We start from the raw sequence: 3,644 nt of genomic DNA, 5'->3' as shown, positions 1-3,644 counted from the left end.
GTGATCATGTCCGAGGACGGGCAGTTCTGCTTCCATCGCGGCGTCGATCTCGGCGAGTTGCGCGGTGTCGTCGACGACGCGCTCGCCGGCGAGGCGACGCGCGGCGCTTCCACCATCACCATGCAGACAGTGAAGAACCTTTTCCTGTGGTCGCGGCCGCTGGGTAGTGTGCGCAAGGTGATCGAACTGCCCTTGGCTGTCTATTTCGACGCGGTGATGTCGAAGCGACGGATCATGGAAATCTATCTCAACATCGCCGAATGGGGGCCGGGCATCTATGGTGTCGAAGCCGCCTCCCAGCACCATTTCGGCATTCCGGCCAAGCAATTGTCGCGCCGGCAGGCGGCGCTGCTTGCCGTGAGCCTGCCCAATCCGATCGCGCGCAATCCCGCCAAGCCGGGGCCGGGCCTGAGGCGGCTCGCCAACCTGATCGAGCGCCGCGCCGGCAGGTCGGGCGCCTATGTCGGCTGCCTGGATTAGGTGCATCGATATTCAAGTGAGCCCGGCCTGCGAACGGCGGCTACCTGTGCTTCCAGTGCTCACGTACTTCCACTACGCTCCGCTCCGGTTCTCGGAAGCCACCGCTCTCGGCTCGGCCTAACTTGAATCTCGACGCACCTGGTTCTTTTCTGCTGCGCTAAAAAAATTCGCGCCGGCGCTGGCCAAAACAGCCTAAGGCGTGTATAGGCACCCGACTTTCTCAGATTATGGCCTCGATGCGGCCCTTTCGCGAGGGTTGCCGGGGCATTTTGACCATGTAGTGGAGCATATCCATGGCCGTTCCAAAAAGAAAAACCTCTCCGTCGAAGCGCGGCATGCGCCGCTCGGCCGACGCCCTCAAGGCCCCGACCTATGTCGAGGACAAGAATTCCGGCGAAATGCGCCGCCCGCACCACATCGACCTGAAGACCGGCATGTATCGCGGCCGCCAGGTTCTGGAGCCGAAGGAAAGCTGAGAAGCTTCCACGGTTTTGTGATGTTTCAAAAGACCGGCCTCTGGCCGGTCTTTTTGCGTTTTGGCGATTGCCCAAGCTGTGTCGGCTGATCGCTTGCGGCGACGCTCCGCTCGTTCGTCCGCCAGACTCCGCAAAGCCATTCTCCCTGTTCCCTCAAAACTCAAACGCGCCAGCATGCCTCTGGCACGGCTGTTTTCGTGTGCAATCCACTTGCAAATGACGAATTCTTATGCAAATTTCAATTTTGTAGTAAGAAATCGACACAAACGAGGGAATTTATGTGGGATTTCGTCAGCACCAATGATCTCGACGAGACAGAGCAGGCGGTCCTCTCGCAGTTGAAGGTCGACGGGCGGATGTCGAGCGTCGACATCGCCAAGCGCATCGGCGTGACCGAGGCGACGGTGCGCCGCAAGATGGCGCGCATCCTCGAAGATCCCGACATTTGCATCCAGGCGGTCGTGCGGCCGCTGCGCAGCGATCTTGGTATCGCGGCGATCGTCGGGCTCGACGTCGACCGCGAACACATCATCTCCGTCGCGCGCAAACTCTCCGACTATTCCTTCGTCGACTCGGTCTACGCGATGACCGGACCCTTCGACATCATCATCCAGCTGACCTTGCCGTCGACGACGGCACTGCATGACTTCCTGGTCAGCGAACTCGCCAATGTTCCCGGGATCAAGGATTCCGAGAGCTACATGATCGGCCGCGTGTTCAAGCACTCCGGTCGTGCATACCAGCGCAGCAAAACAGAAGAAAAAAGAGGGTAGTAAAATGGTTGGGTTGTTTTCCACTGCGCGCCGTGGCGCGCTTTATCTGCTGGCCGCGGCGCCGTTGCTGCTGATGCCCGCGATCTCGCATGCCGATGGCCTGGTCGATCAGATCAAGCAGCGCGGCACCATCGTCGTCGGTACCGAGGCCGCGTTCGAGCCGTTCGAATTCGTCCGCGATGGCCAGATCGTCGGCTACAACAAGGACATTCTCGACTATGTGGTTGACAAGCTGGGCGTGAAGCTCGACCAGCTCAATCTGCCGTTCCAGGGTCTGTTGCCCGGCCTGCTGGCCAAGAAATTCGACCTGATGGCGACGTCTACCGGCATCAACGCCGAGCGGGCGGCGAAATATGCGTATACGCGGCCGACCGGCTCGTTCGAGAACGTCATCGTCGTGCGCGCCAATGAAGACCGCATCAAGAAGCCGGAAGACATCAACGGCATGGTGGTGGCAACGCAGCTCGCCTCCTCGGTGCAGCCGGTGATCGAAGCCTATGACAAGGAGCTCAAGGCCAAGGGCGGTGGCATCGGCGAGATCAAGCTGTTCACCTCCTTCCCGGAAACGCATGTCGCGCTCGCTTCCGGCCAGGTCGATGCCATCGTCATCGCCTCGCCCTCGGCGGCAGTGCTGATGAAGAATGTGCCCGACACCTACAAGATCGTCGGCCCGATCAGCGGGGTCGAATATCTGGCCTGGGTGGTGCGGCCCGAGGACAAGGACCTGCGTGATTTCATCAATGCGCGGATCGGTGAGCTGAAGGACAGCGGCAAGCTCAAGGAGCTGCAGCTCAAATGGTTCGGCTTCGAGATGCAGACGCCCGAGCAGAACTACCTGCCGCCAGGCGCCCTGTAAGTCACCTCTCCCGGCATAGGGGACCGGCTTCCCACGGAGGCCGCTCTCCCCGTGCGTCTGCAATCGGTCGAGCTTGAGCCATGGTCGACTTTTCCAGAACCATCGCCTTCCTGCCGCAGTTCCTGGCCGGCGCCGGCGTCACCGTCACCGTCTCGGCGCTCGGCTTCGCCCTGGGCACCGTCATCGGCTTTGGCCTGCTCGCCTGCCGCCGCTCGCGCTGGCGGGCCGTGCGGCTTGTCGGCGCGGTCTATACCAGCTTCATCCGCGGCACGCCGCTGATCGTGCAGATCTTCGTCGTCTATTACGTGCTGCCGGGGCTGGTCGGCATCGACCTGCCGCCATTGCTCGCCGGCGTGCTGGCGCTCTCCTTCAACAGCGCGGCCTTTGTTGCCGAAATCCTCAGGGCCGGGCTGACCCGCATTCCGAACGGCCAGTACGAGGCGGCGAAGGCGCTCGGGCTGAAGCCAGCGGTGACCTGGCTGAAAGTGATTCTGCCGCAGCTTTTCCGTATCGTCACGCCGCCGATGGTCAACGAGTTCACCATGCTGGTGAAGGCGTCGTCGATCCTGTCGGTCATCACCGTCGTCGAGCTGACGCGCACGACGCAGAATATCATGAACGTCACCTATCGGCCGGTCGATGCGTTCGCGGTCGCGGCGGTGCTCTATTTCATCATGCTGTCTGCCTGCAGCCTTCTGGTGCGGCGCCTTGAACGGCGCTCGGAAGGGACGCGGGCATGAGCTTCGATTTCTCCGTCATCGGCGACAATTGGCCGGCATTGGCGAAGGGCTTCGGCAACACGATGCTGATCTGCGTCGTGACCCTGCCGCTCGGCTTCGCGCTCGGCCTCGCCCTGGCTTTCATCAGGCTCAGGGCAGGGCGGGTGCCGGCGGCATTGATCGCCTTCTATGTCGAGCTGTTCCGCAACATCCCGTTCCTGATCCAGGTGTTCTTGCTGTTCTACGTGCTACCGATGGCGGGCGTGCGGTTGTCGACGATCACGGTCTCGGTGATCGCGCTGTCGGCCTATGCCAGCGCCTATTTCGCCGAGATCGTGCG

At 61.7% G+C, this 3,644-nt stretch carries 6 protein-coding genes; all 6 read left to right on the top strand.

The features are described 5' to 3' along the window. On the top strand, positions 1 to 480 hold a 480-nt coding region (locus tag Q0L57_RS08085), incomplete at its 5' end, for a transglycosylase domain-containing protein (RefSeq protein ID WP_296740914.1). A gap of 293 nt (positions 481 to 773) precedes the next feature. Further along, positions 774 to 956: a 50S ribosomal protein L32 gene (rpmF, locus tag Q0L57_RS08080; protein ID WP_006203806.1), complete on the top strand. Its 183-nt coding sequence runs from the start codon at positions 774 to 776 to the stop codon at positions 954 to 956. A 278-nt stretch (positions 957 to 1,234) separates the two neighbouring features. Continuing rightward, positions 1,235 to 1,729 (top strand): Lrp/AsnC family transcriptional regulator, encoded by a 495-nt coding sequence (locus Q0L57_RS08075; protein WP_296740748.1) that lies wholly within the window; start codon positions 1,235 to 1,237, stop codon positions 1,727 to 1,729. A 4-nt stretch (positions 1,730 to 1,733) separates the two neighbouring features. Then, positions 1,734 to 2,585 carry a transporter substrate-binding domain-containing protein gene (locus Q0L57_RS08070; RefSeq protein WP_296740745.1) on the top strand — a complete coding sequence of 284 codons (852 nt, stop codon included), beginning with the start codon at positions 1,734 to 1,736 and terminating at the stop codon, positions 2,583 to 2,585. An 80-nt stretch (positions 2,586 to 2,665) separates the two neighbouring features. Beyond that, a complete protein-coding gene (locus Q0L57_RS08065) occupies positions 2,666 to 3,325 on the top strand; it encodes an amino acid ABC transporter permease (RefSeq protein ID WP_296740744.1) in 660 nt (219 codons plus the stop codon). Further along, positions 3,322 to 3,644 (top strand): ABC transporter permease subunit (locus Q0L57_RS08060; protein ID WP_296740741.1); only part of this gene is annotated, 323 nt, incomplete at its 3' end. The genes Q0L57_RS08065 and Q0L57_RS08060, both read left to right, overlap by 4 nt.

Source organism: Mesorhizobium sp., from assembly GCF_024509055.1.
GTDB lineage: Bacteria > Pseudomonadota > Alphaproteobacteria > Rhizobiales > Rhizobiaceae > Mesorhizobium.
This window is presented reverse-complemented; position numbering and strand designations above follow the sequence as displayed.